Annotated in this window: 9 protein-coding genes; 5 read left to right on the top strand and 4 right to left on the bottom strand. The window is 67.9% G+C overall.

Annotated elements, in window-relative coordinates:
- Window positions 1-79: 79 nt before the first annotated feature.
- Both EP7_RS10575 and EP7_RS10580 read left to right on the top strand, forming a co-directional pair.
- Window positions 80-3,016: a CRTAC1 family protein gene (locus EP7_RS10575; protein ID WP_463527818.1), complete on the top strand. Its 2,937-nt coding sequence runs from the start codon at window positions 80-82 to the stop codon at window positions 3,014-3,016.
- Window positions 3,013-4,302, top strand: a complete 1,290-nt coding sequence (locus tag EP7_RS10580) for a heparan-alpha-glucosaminide N-acetyltransferase domain-containing protein (RefSeq protein ID WP_463527819.1) — start codon at window positions 3,013-3,015, stop codon at window positions 4,300-4,302. Before EP7_RS10575 ends, EP7_RS10580 begins: the two co-directional genes overlap by 4 nt.
- A 51-nt stretch (window positions 4,303-4,353) precedes the next feature.
- Here the strand turns inward: EP7_RS10580 and EP7_RS10585 are convergent, their stop codons facing one another.
- From EP7_RS10585 to EP7_RS10600, 4 genes are all read right to left on the bottom strand, one after another.
- Entirely contained in the window at window positions 4,354-5,508 is a 1,155-nt protein-coding gene (locus EP7_RS10585) for a hypothetical protein (RefSeq protein WP_463527820.1), read from the bottom strand.
- Window positions 5,505-6,341 carry a metallophosphoesterase gene (locus EP7_RS10590; RefSeq protein WP_463527821.1) on the bottom strand — a complete coding sequence of 279 codons (837 nt, stop codon included), beginning with the start codon at window positions 6,339-6,341 and terminating at the stop codon, window positions 5,505-5,507. Before EP7_RS10590 ends, EP7_RS10585 begins: the two co-directional genes overlap by 4 nt.
- A gap of 48 nt (window positions 6,342-6,389) precedes the next feature.
- Window positions 6,390-8,294, bottom strand: coding sequence for a molecular chaperone HtpG (htpG, locus tag EP7_RS10595; protein ID WP_463527822.1), 1,905 nt, complete (start codon window positions 8,292-8,294; stop codon window positions 6,390-6,392).
- A 266-nt stretch (window positions 8,295-8,560) separates the two neighbouring features.
- Complete coding sequence (locus EP7_RS10600) at window positions 8,561-10,300, bottom strand: hypothetical protein (protein ID WP_463527823.1); 1,740 nt, start codon at window positions 10,298-10,300, stop codon at window positions 8,561-8,563.
- Between the two features lie 492 nt (window positions 10,301-10,792).
- Here EP7_RS10600 and EP7_RS10605 point away from each other — a divergent pair, with 492 nt between their 5' ends.
- The 3 genes from EP7_RS10605 (at window position 10,793) to EP7_RS10615 (ending at window position 22,809) form a co-directional block, all read left to right on the top strand.
- Window positions 10,793-11,242 carry a BlaI/MecI/CopY family transcriptional regulator gene (locus EP7_RS10605; protein ID WP_463527824.1) on the top strand — a complete coding sequence of 150 codons (450 nt, stop codon included), beginning with the start codon at window positions 10,793-10,795 and terminating at the stop codon, window positions 11,240-11,242.
- Window positions 11,191-14,622, top strand: coding sequence for a carboxypeptidase regulatory-like domain-containing protein (locus EP7_RS10610; protein ID WP_463527825.1), 3,432 nt, complete (start codon window positions 11,191-11,193; stop codon window positions 14,620-14,622). Before EP7_RS10605 ends, EP7_RS10610 begins: the two co-directional genes overlap by 52 nt.
- A gap of 162 nt (window positions 14,623-14,784) precedes the next feature.
- Window positions 14,785-22,809: an MG2 domain-containing protein gene (locus tag EP7_RS10615; protein WP_463527826.1), complete on the top strand. Its 8,025-nt coding sequence runs from the start codon at window positions 14,785-14,787 to the stop codon at window positions 22,807-22,809.
- Window positions 22,810-22,813 lie beyond the last annotated feature (4 nt).

A 22,813-nucleotide genomic window follows, 5' to 3' on the forward strand; every position in this document is an offset into this window, starting at 1 on the left:
GCACCTCACGGTCCCCTCGGCGGGTCTCCTCACGCGACTGCCCGTGTACCCAATCTTGAAGGGTACGCGGGCGGCTTGCTTGGACGTCGAATCGACCGTCGAGACCCCGCGGGCCACGCCGAAGATGACGACCCGCGCCCGAACACGCACCCTGATCGCGACAACACTCCTGACGCTGGTCGGCCTGACCGTCGCCGGCGTCTGGGTCTCATCTCGCCGAGATCGCGCCTTCCGCGCCGACCTTGCCGAGGCTCGCAAGGCCATGGACGACGGCCGGTTCGCCATGGCCCGCCAGACATTGAACGGGTTGGCCGACGGCGGCTCCGATGACCCCGAGCTGTTCCTCCTGCTGGGCTACTGCGAGCAGGCCCGGGGCAAGCCGCCCGCGGCGCTTGCCGCCTGGTCCCGCATCGGGGCCGACACCCCGCAGGCCAGCGAAGCCTCCTTCCGCTCCGGCCAGGTCGAGCAGGAAGCCGGCCGACTCGCCGCTGCCGAAGAGCTGTTCCGCAAGGCGATCGACCTCCCCGGCACGTTCCGGGACCAGGGCCGCAACGCCCTGGCCAGACTGTTGCGCCTGGAAGGGCGCGAGGATGAGGCCCGCCGCGTCGACCTCGACGGCGTCGACGCCTCGACCGACCCGACGAGCCTGGCGAAGTTGCTGCACACGCAGGACATCCTCCCATTCCCGATCGAGGGGGCCCGCCGCTATTTCGATCGCTCGGCCGCCCGAGCCCCCGACGACGACCGCGTCCGGCTGGGCCGGGCCAGGCTCGCGATCCTGACCGGCGACTTCGACGAGGCGACGCGGCTCCTCGACGCGAACCTGGCCCGCGCCCCCGACGACCCGCCCACGCTGAAGGCAAGTCTCGACCTGGCCGTCGCCGCCAATCGGCCCGAACTAGCGAAGCGGGCCCTGGGTCGCCTGACGAGCCTGGAACCGAGGGACCAGGCTCGGTTGCGAGCCTGGATCGCGGCGAGCCAGGGCGACCGTGCCGCGGAGGCCGACGCGCTCAGGGCCCAGGTCGCCGCCGGGCCGGTCGAGGCGCGGTCGCTCGATCGACTGGCCGAGTTGGAAGATCAGGCGGGGCGGCCCGACGAGGCTGCGAAGATCCGGACGCGCAAGGCCGACCTCGATCGGACGGGTCGGGAATACGCCGACGCCCTGGCGGCGCCCGGCCTGGATCCCGCCTCGAAGGAGCAGGCCGTCACGCTGGGCCGGCTGGCCTCGAAGCTCGGCCGGGCCCTGGATCTCGCCTGCTGGCAGGCCGTCGCCGAAGGCCGCCCGCTCGACCTCTCGAAGTTCAAGGGGTCCCCTGCGGTCTCGACCGGCCCGCTGCTGTCGATGCTGGAGCGGGCGAAGTCCGTCGAGGTCGTCGCGGATGTGGTCCAGCCGGCCCGATTCGAGGACGAGGCCGAACGTGCGGGCCTGAGATTCGGCCAGATCAGCGGCTCCACGGGGCGCGGTCTGATCCCGCCGGTGACGTCCTCGGGGGGAGTCGGCCTGATCGACTACGACGCGGACGGCCACCTGGACGTCTATCTCGTGCAAGGCGGCACCTTCCCCTCGGGGACGACCGGCCCATCGGGCGGAGATCGCCTGTTCCGCAACAAGGGGGACGGCACGTTCGAGGACGCCACCGCGCGGTCGGGCATCGAGGCGATGCCTCGCGGCTACGGGCACGGGGTCGCGGTGGCCGACTACGACAATGACGGGCATGCCGACCTGTTCATCACACGCTGGCGGTCGTATGCCCTCTATCGCAACAAGGGAGACGGCACGTTCGAGGACGCCACCGCCAGGCTTGGGCTGGGCGGGGACCGGGACTGGCCGACCTCGGCGGCGTTCGCGGACCTGGACGGGGACGGCGACCTGGATCTCTATGTTTGCCACTACCTTAAGTGGGACGAGAATTCGACCCTGCCATGCTCGGACCCGAACGACCCGTCGGTCTACGCCTGCAACCCGCGCGACTTCCCGGCGCTGGCCGATCACCTGTTTCGCAACGACGGGTCGAAGTTCGTCGACGTGACCGCCGAGGCGGGCCTCGTCGACGACGACGGCCGAGGCCTCGGCGTGCTGGCGGCCGACCTGGACGACGACGGCAAGACGGACCTGTTCGTGGCCAATGACACCACGGCCAACTACTTCTGGCGCAACCTGGGCGGGTTGAAGTTCGAAGAGTCCGCCGTCGCATCGGGCCTGGCGTCGTCGGCCAGCGGCGGCTTCAAGGCGGGGATGGGCGTGGCCTGCGGCGACCTGGACGGCGACGGGATCCTCGACCTGGCGGTGACCAACTTCTACAACGAGTCGACCACCTTCTATCAGAACCTGGGCGGGGGCCTGTTCGCCGACCGGACCTCGGCCCTGGGCCTTGCCGCCCCCACCCGGTTCGTGCTCGGCTTCGGCCTGGCCCTGCCCGACGTCAACAACGACGGGCATCTCGACCTGATGCAGGCCAACGGCCACGTCTTCGACGGCCGCCCCCAGTTCCCCTGGAAGATGCCCGCGCAGCTGCTTCTAGGGACTCCTCGAGGGACGTTGCTCGCCCCCGGCGCCGCGTCCGGTGCGCCGTTTTCCGTCCCTCACATTGCGCGAGGGCTTGCCGCCGGCGACCTGGACAACGACGGATCTATCGACGCGGTCCTCGTCTGCCAGGATGAGCCGGCGGTCTACCTGCACAATAACGGGGGAGCGAACCGGTCGATCACGCTGGCCCTGCGCGGTGTGAAGTCGAACCGCGACGGCGTGGGCGCGAGGGTCAGTGTCCGGGTGGGCGACCGGACTCTGGTCGCGGCCCGGATTGGCGGAGGGAGCTATCAGTCGGCCGACGACCCGAGGCTGCACTTCGGCCTGGGCGCAGCCGACCATGCCGACTCGGCGGAGGTACGCTGGCCCTCGGGCCGGCTGGATCGGATCGGCAGGCTGGAGGCCGGTCGCGGCTACCTGCTGACGGAAGGCTCGGACACACCCCGGCCGCTGGACGGCCGGGAACACACCACGGATCCAAGACCATGAGCCGGATCACCCAGGACCGACCGACCGCCGCCGACGGATCCGAGGCGGCGCCAAGGGCCCCGCAGTCGGGCTTCGCCGGCCGGATCGAGTCGCTCGACCAGTTCCGCGGCTACACCGTCTTCGGGATGTTCCTCGTCAACTTCCTGGGCGGCCTGGCCGCGGTGCACGCCAACTTCAAGCACAACAACACGTTCTTCAGCTATGCTGATTCGATCATGCCCAGCTTCATGTACGTCTGCGGCGTGTCGTATCGCCTGACGACGCTGAGGCGCATCGAGCAGGTGGGCACGGGCGCCGCATATGCCCACGTGATCAAGCGCAGCCTGGGGCTGATCCTCATCTCGCTGGCCGTCTTCGGCTTCGACGGCAAGTTCGATTCCTGGTCTGAGATGACCTCCGGGGGCGTGTTCGACTTCTTCGCCAAGCTCCTGAAGGCGAACCTCTGGGAAACCCTGGCGATCATCGGCGCGACGCAGATCCTGCTGCTCCCGGTGGTGGCGGCCGGTTGGCGGGTGCGGGTCGGCGCCATCGTCGCCTGCCTGGTGGGTCACGCGACGATCACCTACCTGTTCAACTGGGACTTCGTCAACGGCCGGCCCAACTTCGTGAGCAATTTCTGGGGCGTGGAGAAGGCCCGTGCTTGGGACGGTGGTTTCTTCGGCCTGCTGGGCTGGGCGGTGCCGATGCTGCTGGGCACCCTGACCTACGACGCGCTGGCCAGGCGAGGATCTCGGGGAGCCTTCCCTCGGCTCCTCGCCTGGGGCCTGCTGCTGATGGCCGTCGGATACGGGATCTCCTGCCTGACGCGGCTTTATGACACCGCGCCCGACGCCGAAGGGAAGTACTCGGCCCCCGAGTATGCCGATTCCCCGGTCTGGCTGCCGCTGGAGAAGATGAGCGGCCGGCCCTGGTCCGACCTGCTGGCCGAGCCGCCGTTCGTCGAGCCTCCGCACTGGTCGCAGAGGCCGATCAACTACTGGATGATGGGCAAGCGGATGGTCGGCCCGTCGTTCACGCTGTTCGCCGGCGGGTTCGCGATGACGCTCTACGGCCTGTTCATCGTGGGCGTCGACCTGATGGGCCGCCGCCTGGACGTGTTCCGGATCCTGGGCCAGAACGCGCTCGCGGCGTATGTTCTGCACCACCTGATCGAGCACGGGATGCTCCAGATCGTGCCCAAGGATTCGCCCCTCTGGTGGGTCCTGACGGCCCTGGTCATCTTCATGACGGTGAGTATCTCGTTCGTCGCTTATCTGGATCGGAACAAGATTCACATCAAGGTCTGAGCAGGGCTGGGCGACACGCCCCCGCCTGGCTGGGGCGTGTCGCCAAGGGGGTCAGTGGCGGACGAAGGCCATGACGACCTCGACGGTGATCAGGAGGATGACGACGAGCTCCAGGACCTCTCCGCGGGTTCCGCCGGCCTGCTGAACGAGGAGGTCGAAGACGTCGCCGACGGTGTCGAGCTTGCGGCGGATCGACTGCTGCCACTCGTCGAGGTGGAAGCGGGCCGAGGCGATGTCGAAGACCCTGGAGAGGTACTGGTCGCCGATCAGCTTGAGCGCGTTGTCGGCCCGCTCGAAGAGGCTGGTGGCCTCGATCTCCAGCTCGCGCACGCTGCGCACTGCGTCCGAATGAGTTCGCCAGTTGGGGGCCCACCGGCGCGCCGGGCGGCCGGGGCGGATCAGGCGATAGGCCCCCTCAAGGCGATCGTCGAGGCGGTCGTCGATGTGGCGAAATTCCAGCAGCTGGACGTTGGCGAACTCGATGACCTGCAGGGTCTCGGCGCAGTCGCGGTCGGCGATGAACCCGGCCGCCCAGTCGAGCAGGACGAGGTCATCGGGGGTGTAGGCCAGGCTCAGGCGGGTGGCCTCGGCGATCTCGGTGCGGCTCATGATGCCGGGCTCGAGCCGGACCAGGCCGGCGACCCAGGCGGCGTGGTCGGCGATCCATTCGGCGCGGGCGTCGGGGAGCTGGAAGACGATGTATTCCTCGCTCAGGTCGCTGACCTCGAAGCCGAAGACGACGGGCTTGAGCCGCTCGACCCAGGGGGAGACGACGAGCCTGGCGGCCGAGTTCAAGGGGCCCGAGTCGGCCAGCTGACCGGCAAGCTCCAGGAGCCCGGCGGGGGTCAGGCGGACCGGGAAGCGGACCATCAGCGAGATGGCGCCGAAGTCGAAGATCGACAGCTCGCCCTGCGCCGGCCTGGTCAGGACCACACCGCCCGGAAGGGCGAGGCCGGCGACGTCGACGGTGGCCCGCAGCGGGGCGGGGCGGTAGCGGATCGACTCGGGGGTCCGGCGGCGACGGGCCAGCGAGCCCGACTCGCCCGGCATCACGGCGCGGGCACGCTCCAGGTCGATCTCGTAGCCGATGTCGAAGGCGAAGGCCAGATGGATGACGGCGTCCAGCTCGTCGGCGTCGTCGCCGCCCGGACCGAAGGGCGAAGGGCTCGGCGAGGAGTCCGGGGCGGGCGTCGCGTGCGGGGTCATGCGGAACTCGTCAGGGTGATGTGGACCACTTCCGGCCGGCAGAAGAACCGCGCCGGGGGCCCCGCGGTGCCGACCCCCCGGCTGACGTACACCGGGCAGGCCGGGCCTTCGACGAGCCCCTGGGCGTACTTCTGGCCGAACCGAGAGGGAAGGATCGGGGCGCCGTAGCCGGGCACGCGAATCTGCCCGCCGTGGGTGTGGCCGCTGAGCATCAAGCCGACGCGGCGGTCGGTCAGGTATTCGGCGTAATCCGGGTTATGCGACATCAGGATCGTCGCATCGCCCTCGTCGGCGTCGCCCAAGGCCGAGGCCGGATCCTGGCGATCTTCCCAGAGATCGCCGACGCCCGCCACTCGCAGCCGGTTACAGCCCCGCTCGATCCATTCTCCCCGGTTCTCGGCGAGCGTGACGCCCGCGCTCACCAGGGCCGCACGCATGTCGGCGGGATTGCCCCAGTGGTCATGGTTGCCCAGGACGGCGAACTTGCCCATCCCGGCGCGAAGACGGGCCAGCTCGCCGGCCACGGGCTCGATGTGCGGGTGCCCCCGGTGGACGAAGTCGCCGGTCAGCATCACCAGGTCCGGCTTCAAGGCGTTGGTCATGTCGACGACGTGGCGGACATACTCGATCGAGACGTTGGGCCCGTGGTGGATGTCGGTGAGGTGGGCCAGCGTCGTGCCTTCGAAGGCCGCAGGAAGGTTCCGCAACGGCACGCGCACCCGGGTCACCCGGCACCACCTGGCTTCCAGGAACGGGTAGGCGCCCCCGGCCAGGCCGAGGCCAAGCAAGGACGCCGCGGCCCCTTTGAAGAATTTCCGACGCTCGATCGTCATGGCATCTCCCCCTTTGTCACCTTGTTACGGCGCGACATCGCCGAACGGTCAGAGGATCAGGGGGGATTTTGCCTCGGCGGCCTGCTCCAGCATCGACTGCACGCGGGCCACCGTGTCCTCGGGCTCTGTGACCACCCCTTCAAGCAAGAGCGCATTCGACCAGAGCTGGAGGCCGCATTGCTTGATGAAATCGTCATGCGTGTGGCTGGAGCCGAGCATCGACAGGCGGCGGATGAGGGGGGCGCCGGGGTTGATCTCCAGGATCCGGCCACCCGCCTGGAAGCTGGCGTCATTCATCTTGAGGATGCGCTGCATCTGGGTCGACATCGCGCCGTCGGCGTTGACCAGGCAGCAGGGGCTGTCGGTCAGCCGCTTCGACTCGCGGACGTCCTGCACGCGGGCGCCCAGGGCCTCGCGGAAGAGGGTCAGGACCCGGGGCAGGCCGGCGGTGTCTTCGGGCTTGGGTTCGTTTTCCGACTTGGCCGCGTCCTCGCCGGGAAGGTCCAGCTCGGCGGCGTCGGTCGGGGTAAGGGTCTTGCCGGCGTAGGCGCCCAGCGAGGCCAGGACGAACTCGTCGACCGGGTCGGTGAGGTAGAGCACCTCGACGCCTCGCTTGCGGAAGATCTCCAGGTTGGGGCTCTTGCGCAGGGAGGCGAGGTCGGGGGCGCTCAGATAGTAGATGTGCGACTGCCCCTCGGGCATCCGGCCGATGTAGGCGTCCAGCGACGTGACCGCGTCAGGTCCGCCCTCGACGGTGTGCGACGACCGGTAACGCAGGAGCTTGCCCACGCGGTCGCGGTGCTCGAAGTCGCGGACCCCTTCGCGGAGGATCGTGCCGAACTGCTGGTAGAAGGCGAGGTAGTCTTCGGGCGTCTCCTCGGCCATCTTGGTCAGGCGGTCGAAGACGCTCTTGACCAGGACGCCGCGGATCCGGCGGATGACCGTGTTGTCCTGCAAGGTCTCGCGCGAGACGTTCAGGGGGAGGTCTTCGGAGTCGACCAGGCCGCGGATGAAGCGGAGGAAGTCGGGCAGCAGGTCGCGACAATGGTCCTGCACCAGCACGCGCCTGGCCAGCAGGCTCAGGCCTTCCTCGGGCTTGCCGAAGCCCATCGTCTCGAAGTTCGTCGGCGGGCAGTAGAGGATCGAGCGGAACTGGATAGGGGAGTCGACCGACAGGTGCAAGTGCCAGAGGGGCGTTTCCTCGGCATGGTGCGTCAGGTGGCGGTAGAACTGCAAGTACTGCTCGGCCGTGACCTGGTTGCGAGGCTCGACCCAGATCGGCTTCTGATCATTGACCAGCTCGCCGGCCACCTCGATCGGGTAGGGGACGAAGCTGGAATACTTGCGGACGATCGACTTGAGCTTCCAGTCCTCGGTGAACTCCTTGGCGTCTTCCTTCAAGTGAAGGGTGATCGACGTGCCGCGCGGGATGTCGGCGCCGTCGACCTCGGTGACGGTGAAGGTGCCCGAGCCGTCGGACTCCCACTCCCAGGCGGCCGACTCGACGGCGACTTTGCTGCGGACGGTCACGTTGTCGGCGATCATGAAGGCGGAGTAGAAGCCGACGCCGAACTGGCCGATCAGCGACAGCTCGGCGGGCTTGCCCTCGCCCGCCTTGGCCTTTTCGGCCAGCCCCTTGAGGAACTCGCGCGAGCCGCTGCGGGCGATGGTGCCCAGGTTGTTGACGAGGTCGTCGCGCGTCATGCCGATCCCGTTGTCCCGCAGGACCAGGCGGCGGGCCTCGGCGTCGGGTTCCAGGCTGATGCGCAGGGGCTCGTCGTCGCGCCCGGCCGTGTCGGTCAGCGCGGCGTACCGGCGCTTGTCCAGGGCGTCCGAGGCGTTGGAGATCAGCTCACGAAGCGCAATCTCACGACTCTGGTAGAGCGAGTGCGACAGCAGGTGCAGGAGTTGCTTGATCTCGGCCTGGAAGGAGAACTGTTCTTTGGATTCCATGGAAGCTGCGGCCCATAGAGAGGAGAGGCGCCGACACCGCGTTGGGTTCGTTTTCTCGACGGCAACGTGGCCGGCCTGGCGTCAACTTTTGACGCGACCAAATAGAAATGAAATCAATATGCAAAATTCAAGCCACTCCGAAACGATCGCCACAACTTGTCCAACACCAAGCCTTTATCTCATCGAAGACGACCCTGACGCGGTGGAAATCCTGCCAAGTTGCTCGGTTTGCATCGTCGTGCGACTGACATTTTGACAAACGAGGCTCAAGCTTCGGCGGGCCTGGTCCGACGCCGGACGAGCCGGCGCAGGCGAAGGACTCTCAAGTGCTCGCCCAGGTCGGGGAACATCAGGCCGAAGCTCAGGGTGGCGGCGGCTTGAAGGCCGATCAATGCGGAGACCCTGCGGACCAGGCCGTGGCGACGATGGACGCCCTCGATCGCTCGGTGCGTCTCTGCCTCTGCGGGGGCGACCTGGCCCGGATCAGATTCGGTTGTCGATTGTTCGATGGTGGATTCGGCGATCAGATCGATCCGCGGCGAGCCGTTGTCCCGGCCCCGGCCCCCCGCCCGGCCCGAGGCCAGCAGGGGAAATCCGCCGGTCCCTCGAATCGACGAAAGGCCGGCGTCCTGGTCGCAGAGGTCGTCGACATCACCGAGGGCATCCGGCGAGCCTTCGACGACCTCGGCATCTCCGCCCGAGTCTTGCCCGAGGGCAACCAGGGCCAGGTCGACGCGGACCGTCTCGCGGGCGTCGATGGCGCGGGTGGGGCTGCCATCGCCGAAGGCCCCGCCCATCGGGGCGGCGGCCAGGGCGGGCAGGGGGCCGGTCATCGCCGGCTGCGGTCCGAGCACGATCGCCAGGGTGGCCGAGTCCGTCAGCTGCTGGGGGACCTGGGATGAGACGCCCGACGTATCGGAGGGGGGCGTGGACGGGGTGATGAGGCCCGACGGGGCGGTGGTGTTCCCGCCCTTCGGAGCTTCGGGCAGACCGGGAATGGTCGGCGAGACAGGGTCCGGGGGCACGTTGAGCGTGGAGTCGGAGTGCACGTCAACGTGCATGAAATAGTCGGCCAGCAGGCCCTGGTTCGCCCCTGCGCCGTGGCCAAACTCCCCGCCCGAGTTGCCGGGATCGGCCGGGTAGAAATCGCCGACGCCGCCGGCCATGGTGTCGGCCTCGGCGTCGTCGGAAAAGGCGGGGCGGATGATACCGATGTTGAGATGGGGGCCGGCCGCCTTGAGGAATTCGCTCAGGTCCATCTCCGTGATCGGCCCATCACCGAAGAGCGGGCGACGGCCGAGCTCGTTGCCCTCCGAGTCGAACACGGCGATCACCGATGCGGCGGAGAGTTGCGGCCCAATCCGGCCGAGCTGGATATGCACCGACGAGACGCTCGACGCGACCTGGACCTGATAGAAGTCGGTCCGATCCTCGCCGCGCATGCTGCCCAGGACCATGGTGCTGGCGAAGCTGGGCAGGATCTGGCCGGTCAGCGACGAGTCATTGTCGCCGTCGCGTTCCCAGACGATCGTCGTCCCCTCCGACGCCGCCGCGATCCCCGAGGCAGGCAGGGCGACAGGCCCGACGAACGCGGGCGGGGTGGGACGACTGGAGGCCAGGGAGGGCTCGAGGTCATCGAACCAGGGACGATCGCGGATCAGGGCCATGACCGCACCGCCGTCCGGCCAGGGGAGGCCCTCAAGGCTCCCCGGCTGAAGCACCCCGACGTTGCCGTCGTGGAAGGTCAGCAGCATGGCGTAAGGGGGCAGTTCCGACGAGCCCGAGGAATTCTCGACGCCAGGGTCCGACGCGTCCACCTCCGCCGCGACCGGTTTGGGCGGCGGTTCGGGTACGTACAGGGTGGATTCGGCCGCGTCGAGCAGCAAGCGACCTTCCAGCGCCTCGATCGCCGGCCGCAGCGAGGGCCGCCGCCTCGGCAGGCTCGATTCGCCCGTCGCGTCCGCACCGACCGTCCTGGCGTGCTGTCGATCGCGTTGGAATCGCATGTGGGGCCGATCCGGACTTCCTTGGTGCGCATCCATCGCGGACGTCGTGTCGGGCCCAGACGGCTCCTGAGAGGGCCCAAGGGCTTGCAGGCCCCTTCGATGGAGTCTGATCCTTCTCTTTCCTAACGAAAACCCCCCGACATTGCCGACAGGCTTTTTTCAGGCAGGAGCCCCCCAATCCATAACTCTCACCAGAAAGAAGAGTTGTGTCCATTGTTTTGTACGAGTCACTGAGCTTATTTGGCCTCGGGTGGTCGGTGCTCGAAATTTCGTTGGTAATTCCCTGGACCCCGTCCCACTGCACTCCTAGTATCCACTAGAGATCCAGTAGACTAGGTGCCATGCTTGTGTGAAGCATGCGGATGAAGTGCCTGGGAGGGATGATTCCGCTGCTGAAGGGGAAAGCTCCGGGGCCGGTGGTCCGCGTGTCGGGGGGGCTGGTCGCGGGCGACGGCCCACTCCGAATTTCGTGTTCAAATGGGAGATTCAATGATGGCATTGGCGCGACCTTCGGAGCTGGAGTTGCAGGTCCTGGCGGTGCTCTGGGAGCGGGGGCCGTCGACGGTGCGGGAAGTGATGGAGGCGATGCCCGACGGCAAGGATCGGGCTTACACGACGATCCTGTCGGTGATGCAGATGCTGGAGAAGAAGGGGTTAGCAGGTCACACGCAGCAGGGGCAGGCCAACATCTACAGCCCGATCGAGCCGCGGGGGCAGGTCCTGCGTCCCTTGATGGTCGACCTGATGCGCAACGTCTTCGGCGGCAGCCCCGCGCGTGCGCTGCAATGCCTGCTGGACTCGGCCCCCCCCGGCGAGGATGAGCTGGCGAAGATCCGCGACGTGATCCGCGAAGCCGAGGAAAACGCAGCCCGCACCCCGGAGGACGGCCGATGCACCTTGGGCTCCCCATCGCCTTCGACTCGCCGGCCTGGCGCCCCCTGATCGTGGCCTTGCTGCACACGCTCTGGCAGGGGGGCCTGCTGGCTTTGCTGCTCGTTCTCGCGCTCAGACGCCTGCCCGCGAGCCGCGGCAACGCCCGCTACACGCTGGCGTTGGCCGCCCAGTTCGGCGTCGTCGTGGCCTGGCTGCTCACCTGGTCCATCCTCTCCGTGGAGCCCGCCCGGAAGGATCCGCGCCCGACGCAAGCCATCAGCATTCCGTCCCGAATCAACCTCGGGGCTCGTCCCGCACCATCCGTATCCGCCTCGCTGCCGGACACCTCTCCGGCCATCGTCGAACTCTCTCCCGAGTGGGTCGGCCTGGCCGCCGCGGGCTGGCTGGCCGGTGTCGCCCTGATGCTGACCAGGGCCGCCGCCGCGACCGCATCGGCGATGCGCCTGGGGAAAGGACCGACGGCGGACGACGCCGCGCTCCTCGACGCGGTCGACCGGATCCGCCAGGGCTGGGGTATCCGTCGCCCCATCCGCGTGGTCGTCACGAGATCCAGATTCGGCCCCGCCGTGCTCGGCCTGCTCCGGCCGACCTTGCTGCTGCCACTCTCGCTGATGACGGGCCTGGACCCAGACGCCCTCCAGGCCATCCTGGCCCACGAGCTGGCGCACATCCGCCGGCACGATTTCGCCTGGAACCTGGCGCAGATGTGCGTCGAGTCGCTCCTCTTCTTCAACCCGGCCGTCTGGTGGCTGGGCCGCCAGGCCCGGCAAGAGCGAGAGGCCTGCTGCGACGCGATGGCCGTGACTCTGCTGGGCCGCCCGCTCGATTATTCACGGGCCCTGGCCGCCTGGGCCGAGCGATTGCGAGAGCATCGTTCGATCCCGAACGCGGCCCTGGCCTGGACAGGCCGAGACGGTTCATCGTCCCTGCTCGGACGCATCGTCCGCATCCTCAGGCCGTCCGAGGCGCCAAGGCTCCAGCTCTCCTGGGCCGGCCTGGCCCTGCTGCTCGTGGGCTGCCCGCTGCTGCTGATCGCCTTGAAGCTGGGCTCCCTGGCATTCTCGAAGATCATTCCCACGCCAGAACGGATCGAGAAGATCGAGCGGGCCAGGGCCCAATATACCGCGATTCCTCCCGATGAACCCGTGACGCATGGGACCATCCGGGGGACGCTGCGAAACCCCGACGGGTCGCCCTGGGCGGGACCGCCGATCGAGAGCTGGGCGGCCATCCTGAATCCGGCGAGCAATCTTGGGGGCGGCATGCCGGGCAAGCCCCAGCCGGCGAATTTCTCGATGGACGTGCTCGGCGGCCGGAATTGGCTGATCTTCTTCCCCGAGGGATACGCCCCCGCCGTAACGGACCCCATCGAGGTGGGGCCCGATGAAGTCATCGAGAATGTGAATGTCATGTTTCAGCCCGGATTCAAGGCGCGAATCCGCGTGATCGACGAGATGGGTGTGCCCGCCGCCGGCGTGAAGATCAAGGGGAGCTTGATCGTCGACGAACTTAACGTCAACTTTCCCGAGGGTCGATGGGGCGGCCCCGACGGCCTGACGACCGATGCCGAGGGCTTCGCCACGGTCGAGCATGCATCCGACCGCGTCTATCGCCTATCTGCCAAAGCTCCGGGATATCGCCGGGCGTCCGAGGTGAGAGTCCGCTTGAAACCGGGCGAGCCGACCACGTTAACCCTGGTCAAATACCGGACGAAGCCCGCCAGGGGGCTGGTTGTCGCCCCCGACGGAACGCCGGTTGCCGGGGCTCGCCTGGGAGTCTTCTCCGCATCGACTGTGAATCAAAGCAGTTTCGCCCATGGACGGGACACGATGGCGACCACCGGTGCCGACGGCCGATTCGAACTGCGAGAGCTTGAGGATGAGACGAGCTACGGGATGCTGGTGACGACCGATCTGTATGGTCGTGGCCTGCTGACCGACGTGAGGGCTGGCCAGGAGGATGTCAGATTCGTCATCGGGCCGAGGCGATCGATCCGGGGGGCGATCAGGGGGTCTCTGGACGCGCTCATAAAAAGGCTCGGCAAGCCGGTCGTGACCATCCTCCAGAATGGGACTGAGGAGCAGCGGCGGCTGACCCGGTACGACGATGGTTTTATCGTGGACAGGATCCTGGTCGAGCCGGTTGGCGATGGTGGACAGTTCGTGGTCGAGGATGTTTTGCCGGGCGAGGTCGTGATCCATGCCGGCGACCACGTCCTTCGCCTCGAAGTCACAGAGACCGAGACAGCCGCGGTCATCGACTTGACTCGGCCCCTTGGAAAGATCCCCACTCGCAAGCTGATCATCCGCCTTATCGGAACGGACTCCTCAGATCCCGTCACGGGATCGATCGTCGGCCAGTTCATCGGGCGCAGTGGATTGGATCAGCCCGGCCCCGGCCAATTTGACGAGACTCTGGTCGAGGGCGAGGTGAGCGTCGAAGTGCCGATCGATTGCCAGGTCAACTTCGACGCGAGGTCCGTCAAGGGCTATTGGTTCCCGAGCCAATCCCTCTCAATTAACTCCGGGGATAAACCGTTAAGCCTCAAGGTCCAGGCCTCGCCGGCGGGGGCGATCGTCGGACAGGTCTTCAACTCCGACGGGACCCCGGCGGATCGGTATACGTACCTGATCTACAAATCGACCGATGCACCGGGTTCGGCAGGTTGGGTCCGCGGACAATACCAGTTTCAGGAGGGAGCTGAGTCCCGCTACTTCCTCGGCCCGCTGCCATTCGGCAAGACCTACGTCTTGACCGCGGGCCGGAATGCGAATCAGGTGGATAGCCCGCCGATCAGGCTCGATGGGCGTGTGGCCACGGTCAAAGTCGATATAAAGCTCGCCGCGACCTCCGACGTGACAGGCCGGATCGTCGCCCCGGATGGCAAACCCCTCGCCGGAATCAACGTCAGCGTCGACTTCGAACAATCGAAGTCTGGCTCCCTGTTCAGCAGTCCGACGACGACGGACCGCGAGGGCCGTTTCCGCTTCTCGGGCTTGAATCCCGGGTTGGGACCTTATGTCGTCGATGTCGTACCCCTACGCGACTACCAGGGCACCCGGGCCACCGTGGTCGCTGGCGGCCCGCCCGTCGAGATCAAGCTGGCGCGAGGGCGAATCATCGAGGGCCGCGTCCTCGACGCCGCGACGGGCTGGCCCATCCCCGGGGCCGGCCTGAGCGCGCGGCTCCAGGAGCTCGAAACCGGCGTTGTTTGGTCCTCCAAGGTTGAAGGGAAGACTGACGCCAATGGCCACTTCCGATTCAGCACCCTGCCCGCGAAGCCGATGATTCTCTCGGTCGAGGAGGGCCACTTTCGGGAGCGGGGCGGGGACCTCAAGATCGACGCGAACTCGGCCGGCCCGATCGAGTTTCGCGTGGCGTTGCCGGCGGATTCGGCCCTCAGGCCCAGGCGACCGGACGGCCGTTGATCTGAGGAGAGAAAGGCTGGCGAAGAAGAAGTTGGGGGGTAGCCCCTAAGATCTGGGTGGCTGGATCGTCTATAAGGGGGTGTGCGCGGCCGCGAGGGGCCGCGTGCCGCACTTCGCCGGCGCACCTTGCGTGCGCCACCCCCCTTCGATGAGGAGCCAGCCGTGGCACGACGGATCGTCGGGTCGTTTCTCTCATTCGCCGCGGGGGTGCTCGCCACCTCGCTGATGCTGGGTGCCGATGCGCCCGCGCCCAATCCGGCGCATCGGGCCATCGAGCCGGTGGCCCCGGTGCTTCCCGCCGATGTGGTCGCGGCGATGCAGGAGAAGCGGTATGAGCAGGCTGCGACGTCGCTCGTGCGGATGGAAGGGGAGGCGAAAGCCGAGGATCAGGCCTATTTTTCCCTAATCCGTGGCATTGCCCAGCGGTTGGGCGGGAAGAAGGCCGAGGCCCGAGGCACGCTGACCAAGGCGATCGAGGGGGCACCCAAGGGGCCCTGGGCCGCCAAGCTCCGGTTCGAGCTGGCCACGCTGGAGGTGGCCGAGGGGAAGTTTGCCGCGGCCGAGGCCCTGGCCCGCGAGGAGGCCCAGGGCCTGCTGGCGGGCGACCGCAAGGACAGGCTGGCGGTCGTTTATGAGAACTTCGCCAAAACTCTGCTCAAACCCGACGATCCGATCACGCCGGCCGATCCCGAGTCGGCCTACGCCCTGCTAGATCAGGCCCGCCAGCTTGCCAGGGGAGACGCCCTGCGAGCCAGGCTGCTGCTGGCCAAGGCCCGCGCCAGCCGCCAGGCGAACAACCTGCCGCGAGCCATTGCCGACTTCCAGGCCTATGTCAGCGCCAAGCCCGCGGGGGCAGATGCCGCAGAGGCACGCTTTGAACTGGCCGATGCGCAGCTGAACGCCGGCCAGCCGCTGCAAGCCCGGCTCGCCTGGGCCGACCTGGCCCGCGACCTCGCCGGCAAGACCGAGGCGCCCCTGGTCGAGCTGCGTGCCCGCGCCCTGCTGGGAATCGCCCGGACGCACGGCATCCCGGCTCCCGCCGACGACACCCAGCTCAACCTGGGCGTCGCCGCCCTCCGCCGCTTCCTGGCCGCGGCGCCGGCGCATCCCAAGGCGGTTCGCGCGGCCTACGACATCGGCGCGTCGTACCTCTCGCGAGGCAAGACCCAGGAGGCTTACACCGCCTTCCTCGCCTTCCTGAAGGGGGACGGCTACAAGGCCGAGTCCGACGAGGCCAGGCGCGAGCTTGCCGCCCTGACCCCGACGGCGACGTTCCAGGTGGGCCAGGTCCTCCAGCAGCAGGGGAAGTTCGCCGATGCGATCGAGGCCTGGAAGGGTTACCTGGCCAAATTCCCCGACGGCCCGCAGAGCGCCGACGCCCAGCGCCTGATCCTGGACACGCAGCTCGCCATCGCCGACGACCTCGCCAGGCGCGAAGCCTACGACAAGGCCCGCGCCGCCTGGACCGCCTTCGCGGCCCAGAACCCGTTGGACCCGCGCGTGCCGAGCCTGCTCTTCCGAGTGGGCGAGTCGTTCCTGCCCGAGAAGAAGCCCGACGCCGCCGTGGCCGCCTGGGAGCCCCTGCTCAGCAGGTTCCCCGACATCGAGCCGGCCGCGCACGCCCAGTTCGAGATTGCTCGCATCCGCGAAGTTGACAAGGGAGACCCCGCCGCTGCGGTCGACCTGTACCGCAAAATTTCCGTATCCCCCTGGGCGCAACAGGCCCAAGCACGGATCGCGGTGATGGAGTCGCGGCACCTCCAGGTCATCAGCCCGAAGGCCTATCGATCGGGCGAGGCCGCCTCATTGAAGGTCACCACGCGCAACCTGGAGACGCTGACCTTCACCGCCTACAAGCTGGACGCGGAGGCCTATTTCCGCAAGAAGCACGGCCTCCAGCGAGACATCGCCGGCCTGGACATCGGACTGGTCGCCCCCGACGCCGAGTGGACCGTGCCCGTGGCCGGCTACGGCAAGTTCAAGACCCTGGAACATGATTATCCCCTGCCCAAGCTGACCCTGCCCGGCGTGTACGTGGTGCGGGTGACCGACGAGAAGCACCTGCAAGCGACGACCCTGGTGCTGGGCAGCGACCTCGACGCGATCGTGAAGACCTCGCGCGATCAGATCCTGGTCTTCGCGCAGGATATGAAGACTGGCAAGGGGCGGGCCGGAGCACGCGTGCTGGTCTCCGACGGCGGCGCGGTGATCCTGGACGCCAAGGCGGGGCCCGATGGCGTGCTGCTCTCGAGCTGGAAGGAACCGCGAGGGCCGGGGTCGAGCCTGACCTATCTGGTCCTGGACGGGCCCGACGCGGCGGGATCGGGCCTGAGCGTCCCAGGCGAGGTGGCGCAAGGGCTCTCCGCGCGTGCCTATCTCTACACCGATCGGCCGGCGTATCGGCCCGGGCAGTCGGTCGAGCTTCGCGGCGTGGTACGCGAGGTGAAGGATGGGCAATATGAGAATCCGGCGGGCATCGCCTACACCCTGGAAGTGACCGACAGCCGGGGGAGGCTGCTACTCTCCAGGCCGGCGACGCTCTCGGCGTTCGGCACGTTCCACGAGAGGGTTGCGCTCGACGAGTCGGCCCCGGTGGGCGACTACCGCGTGCGAATTTCGAGGCCCGGACGGGGCGACTTCTCGGGCGGCTTCCGGGTGGACTCGTACAAGCTGGAGAAGATCACCCTGAGCATCGACCTGCCGAAGACGGTCTACATCCGGGGCGAGTCGGTCAAGGCGAAGGCCGTGGCGAGCTACCAGTACGGGTCGCCGGCGGCCGGGCGGCCGATCGAGGTGACGCTGCCGGACGGCCGGACGGTGGCAGGCTCGACCGACGCGGCGGGCGCGTTCGCGGTGGAGTTCGCCACGGACGGATTTGCCGAGGAGCAGGCCCTGAGGATCGTCGCGCGGCTGCCGCAGGATGACGTGGCCGCCGCGGCCGATGTCCGGTTGGCCGTCCAGGGGTTCCGCCTATCGCTGGAGACGCGCCGGACGGTTTACCTCGATGGCGAGTCGTTCGGACTGGACGTCATCGCGGTCGACGCCCAGGGCAAGCCCGCGGGTCGTGCCGTCAAGGTCTCGGTGCTCAAGCAGGTGACACGCGGCTCGGTGGTCGCCGAGCGCGAGATCTCGACGGCCAGCGTGACCACCGACACGGCCTCCGGGCGTGGGACGGCGCCCCTGAAGATCGACGACATTGACGGAGGCACATACGTGCTGCGGGCCTCGGGCGTGGATCAGTTCGACAACCCGATCGTGGCCGATCGCGTCGTCACCGTCTCGGGGAAGAAGGACGAGACGAAGCTGCGACTGATCGCCGATCGGACGCAATACAAGGTGGGAGAGAAGGCGTCGATCAACCTGCACTCGCGGTCCAAGGCCGGCACGGCGCTGCTTGCCTGGGAGGCCGATCGGGTCCTGCGTTACAAGGTCCAGACGATCGCCGAAGGGGACAACCCGCTGACCTGGGACGTGGACGGGGCCGAGTTCCCCAACTTCACGCTGACCGCCGCAAGGATGGTGGACACCCGGTTCGACGAGGCGCGGCTCGACCTGAAGGTGGAGCGCGAGCTGGTCGTGCGGATCGAGCCGAAGCGGCCTTCGGCCAGGCCCGGCGAGGAAATCGAGGTCGAGGTGACGACCGTCGACCAGCTGGGCAAGCCGGTCGCCGCGGAGCTTTCCTTGGCGCTGGTCGACCGCGCCCTGTTGCGGCGGTTCCCCGACACGTCGTCGCCAATTAGCGAACATTTCTATAACCAGTCGCGCACCAATGCGTTTACCACCGCGGCCACCAATACATTCCGCGACGCCCCCCAGACCGTGCCCGTCCCCGAGGCGGTCGTCGAGGAGATGGAATCGGCCGCGGCGCTCGCCGCCAACGAGGCCTCCAAGGCCGCCATCATCAACCGGGCCCAGTTGCAGGTGGCAGGCGACATGCCTGCCCCGGCGATGGCTCCGATGATGGGCATGGGGATGGCGGGCAAAGGCGAAATGGGCGGTGGAATGGGCGGAATGATGGGCAGGATGGGAAAGAAATCGAAGGAGGGGTTGGTCTACGACAACTCGTCGTCATCGGTTGACAACATGTCGGCGTCGATTCCTGCCAACGGACTCCCGGTACTCGGGAGAAGAGCGGTGGAGATGGAAACCGCACTCGGGGAGAACGCCCCGGCGGAAGCAAGACAATTGTTCGCGCGGGATCAGAAGCTTGGGGTGGAGCCGCGACAGCAGTTCGTCGAGACCGCCTACTGGAATCCGGCCGTCGTCACCGATGCGAAGGGGAAGGCGACGCTCACGATCAAGGCGCCCGCGGCGCTGTCCGAATACCGCTTCACGGCGAAGGGGGTGACCGGGGCCGACACGCTCGTCGGCCAGACGACGGCCTCATTGGTGGTGCGCAAGGATGTGTTCGTCGACTTGAAAGTCCCCGCCACGCTCACGCAGGGGGACTCCCCCCGGTTCGTCGCGCAACTGCATCACAACGGCGTGAAGGGAAAGGCCTCTCTGATCCTCAAGGCCTATGCGGGCGACCGCGAGACGTCGTATCCACGCGAGATCGAGCTGACCGGCGACGGCGTCGAGGAGATCCTGTTCGAGGGATTCGAGGTCCCCGAGTCCGACCAGGTACGGCTGACCGCTTCGGTCAAGGTCGGGGACCAGGCCGATGAACTGACGGTCGAGGTCCCGGTCCGGCCGTGGGGGGTGCAGGCGATCGCGTCGGCGTCGGGCACGTCGTCGAACGACTCGACGGCCATCGTGGGCCTGCCCGAGGGGCGTGCGTACGAGAACGCCGAGATGCTGGTCGTGGTCTCGCCGACGGTGCAACGCATGCTCATCGAGCTTGCCATGCAGCGCGAATTCATGCCGATGCCGAGATTCGTCTCCGACCGGATCATGCCCCCGCCGTCGAACACGCTGGCCGACCGGGCGTCGGATCTGATCGGGGCCGCGGCGGTCCTGAAATACCTGAATGCGACGAAGGCGCAGGACGCCCCCGAGGCGGGCCGGTTGGTGGGCCGGATTCGCGGCCTGGTCGCCGAACTCATCACCGCGCAGAATGACGACGGCGGCTGGCCGTGGGTGGCCGGGCCCATCATCGAAGGCAAGGTTCGGCCCGGCGACCGGATGACCTCCGCCCATGTCACCCTGGCACTCGCCGCCGCCAGCAAGCTGGGCCTGCTGAGCGACCCGGCGGCGTCCGAGCGTGCGACGACGTACCTGGCCCAGGAGATCGGCAAGGTCGAACCGGCCGACCACGAGGCCCGGGCGGCGATCTTGCACGCCCTCAGCGCGCACGGCAAGGCGACGTTCGAGGCCGCCAACAGCCTGAACCGCCTGCGGCAAGGCCTGCCCGACTCGGCGCTCGCGTATCTGGCCCTGACCCTGGTGAATCTCGACCGCGTGGCGCTGGCCGGCGAGATTCTGGACGTGCTCGGCACGCGGGCGAAGCAGGAGCAGGGGGCCCCCGGCGACAAGCCCCGGATCTTCTGGCCAGGCACCGTCGGCCGGGGCCACGCGGGCCCGACGGAGAGCACCGCCCTGGCCGCGCTCGCCTATGCCGCGGCCCGACCCGGCGCCGCACAACTGGAGGGGGCGGTCCGCTGGCTGGAGGCGCACCGGACGGGCTTCGGATGGCGTCCGGAGAAGGCCGAAGGGTTCGCGCTCGCGGCTCTCGCCGCCTATCACGGACGGGCCGCCGACTCCGAAGACCGGTATCGACTGGTCATCACCGTCAATGACGTCGAGGTCCACCGCGCCGACGTCACCGGCGTCGCGACGGGAAAGGCCCTGCTCGTGCCGGCGAAGGCCATCAAGGCCGCGGGGAGCAACCGGGTCAGGTTCGACATCGAGGGACGAGGCACGTATGGATATTCGGTGACCTTGACCGGATTCACCCGCGACTTCGGCCCCGACCAGAATTCCCGCCAGCCCTTCTCCGTCGCCGAGCGTGTCTACACCCCCGCGGACCCCGAGTTCAACGGCCGGCCGATTGCCGCCGGCTTCGGGGTCGCGCTCAATGCGCAGGGATTCCGCAACACGGTGAGCCAGGTCGCCTCGGGGGGTCGCGCCAGGGTCCACATCGAGGCCAGGCGCAACCAGAACGGGGGAGTCGAGGCCTGGCGCCGCGACTTCCTGATCCTGGAAGACACGCTGCCCGCGGGCACCACCCTCATCGATGGATCGGTGAAGTCGTCGGCGCAGTCCCACACCTATGCCGATGGTTTGATCACGTTCTACTTCGGGCCCGACGACTATCCGGGCACCATCGAATACGACATTGCCGGCTACCTGCCCGGCAAGTATCGGACCCTGCCCACGAAGATCAGGAGCGCCTACGAGCCGGGTCGCGTGCACCTGGGCAAGCCGGGCGAGATCACGGTGATCGCCCCCGGAGAGCCGACGACCGACCCGTACAGGCCGACTCCGGACGAGTTGTATGCCCGGGGCAAGGCCCTGTTCGACGAGGGGAAGATCGCCGAGTCGGCGGCCCCTCTGGAGGCCCTCTTCGCCGGGTACACGCTGCGGGATGACGTGGCCAGTGACGCCGCGAGGATGCTGCTCTCGGCCTCGGTGAAGGCGTACGACGCCCGCAAGGTCGTCCAGTATTTCGAGGTCCTCAAGGAGAAGGCCCCCGACCTGGTCATCCCGTTCGACGAGATCCTCGTCGTGGGGCGAGCCTATCGCGACATCAATGAACATGAGCGGGCTTACCTCGTCTGGCGGGCGATCGCCGAGGCGAGCTACCTGGAGGACGCACGCGTCGGAGAGGCGATCCGCCAGCGTGGTCGGACGCTCGAAGGCCTGGCGATGCTGATGGACCTCTGGCGCGAGTACCCCGACACCGCGTCGATCCAGGGTGACTTCTTCGGCCTGTCGCAAGTGCTCGCCGACGCCGCCGGGCGTGCCCTGACCGAGCCGGCGCTACGCAAGGAGCTGGCGCAGGCCGGCGTGACCCGTTCGGAGCTGCTGCTCCAGGCGATCCGGATCACCCAGGTCTTCCTCGCGCTCTCGCCCGAGAACCCGATGGCTGACGAGGCGAGCCTGGGACTGGTCGGCGCCTTCCTCGACCTGGAAGATTTCGAGTCGGTGGTGAAGCTGACCGAGCGGTTCGCCAAGCTCTACCCCAAGAGCACCTTCCTGGACAGCTTCCAGTACAGCGAGGCCCTCGGCCGGTTCCAGCTCGGCCAGTATGACCGGGCCATCGCCGTGGCCGAGTCGATCAACGCGGCGACCTACAAGGATGCCGCGGGGGTCGACCAGCCGAGCCCCAACAAGTGGCAGGCGGTCTATATCCTGGGGCAGATTTACGACGCGAGGCGCCAGCCGGCCAGGGCGATCGAGTTCTACACGCAGGTCGCCGACAAGTTCAGCGACGCCGCCGAGGCGATCAACGGGTTCAAGCGCAAAGACCTGAAACTTCCCGAGGTCGTCGTGATCCGGCCGGCCGACGACAAGGCCCCCGGCAAGCCGGGCGTCACGCTCGACTATCGCAACGTCGCCGAGGTCGAGCTGAAGGTCTATCCGGTCGACCTGATGCGGCTCTACCTGACCAGGCGAAATCTGGACGGCATCGCCGGGGTCGACCTGGCGGGGATCAAGCCGCTGCACGAGGTGACCGTCAAGCTGGGCGACGGCGACGATTACGCCGACAAATCACGGCGGATCGAGCTGCCGTTGACGAAAGAAGGTGCCTATCTGGTGATGGCACGCGGCGGCGAGCTGCACACCTCGGGCATCGTCCTGATCAGCCCGCTCGAGGTGGAAGCCCTGGAAGACGCCGCGGCCGGGAGGGTCCGGGTGACGGTTCGGGACTCGGCGAGCAAGGACCTCGTCCCCAAGGTGCAGGTCAAGGTGATCGGAGACCGGAACGCCGCCTTCCTCTCGGGCCAGACCGACCTCCGGGGCGTCTTCACGGCCGAAGGGGTGGGGGGCCGGGTCACCGCCGTCGTCCGCCGCGGGGCCGCGCAGTACGCCTTCTTCCGCGGCAAGACGCCTGTCGGCCCCACGCCGCCGAACGTTCCCCTCACCGTCGCGCCGCCCGCGCCCGAAGGGATGCCGGGCGCGTCGCAGTCGCTCGACCAGAACCTGAAGATTCTGAACGGCATGAATCGGGTCCGTCAGATGGACCGGCTCCAGCAGCGATACAACAACGAAGACAAGGGCGTGCAGATCCAGCAGGCCAAGTGACCGC

Source organism: Isosphaeraceae bacterium EP7 (genome assembly GCA_038400315.1).
Classification (GTDB): Bacteria; Planctomycetota; Planctomycetia; order Isosphaerales; family Isosphaeraceae; genus EP7.